Origin of the sequence: Bradyrhizobium genosp. SA-3 (assembly GCF_004212635.1) — a bacterium.
GTDB lineage: Bacteria > Pseudomonadota > Alphaproteobacteria > Rhizobiales > Xanthobacteraceae > Bradyrhizobium.
The window spans coordinates 1-237 of the sequence record NZ_PSRT01000381.1 but is presented as its reverse complement, the minus strand read 5'-3'; the positions used below and the strand labels follow the sequence as shown (position 1 = coordinate 237).

Genomic DNA, 237 nt, shown 5'->3' with positions numbered 1-237 from the left:
ACCCTCGATGAGCCGCAGAGCCGATTGCTACGACAATGCCCCAATGGAAAGCTTCTTCCACACGCTCAAGACCGAACTGATCCATCACCGTCAATATGCGACCCGCGATGACGCTGAGCGCGACATCTTCGCCTACGTCGAGGGCTTCTACAACCAACACCGCAGACACTCGGCCATCGGCTATATCAGCCCGGTCGAGATGGAGCTAAAATCGGCTTGAACCCTGTCCACTTTTTT

General features: G+C 55.3%; 1 protein-coding gene. It reads left to right on the top strand.

All coding sequences use genetic code 11. The features are described from left to right. On the top strand, positions 1-220 hold a 220-nt coding region (locus CWO91_RS42560), incomplete at its 5' end, for an IS3 family transposase (protein ID WP_165406097.1). Positions 221-237 lie beyond the last annotated feature (17 nt).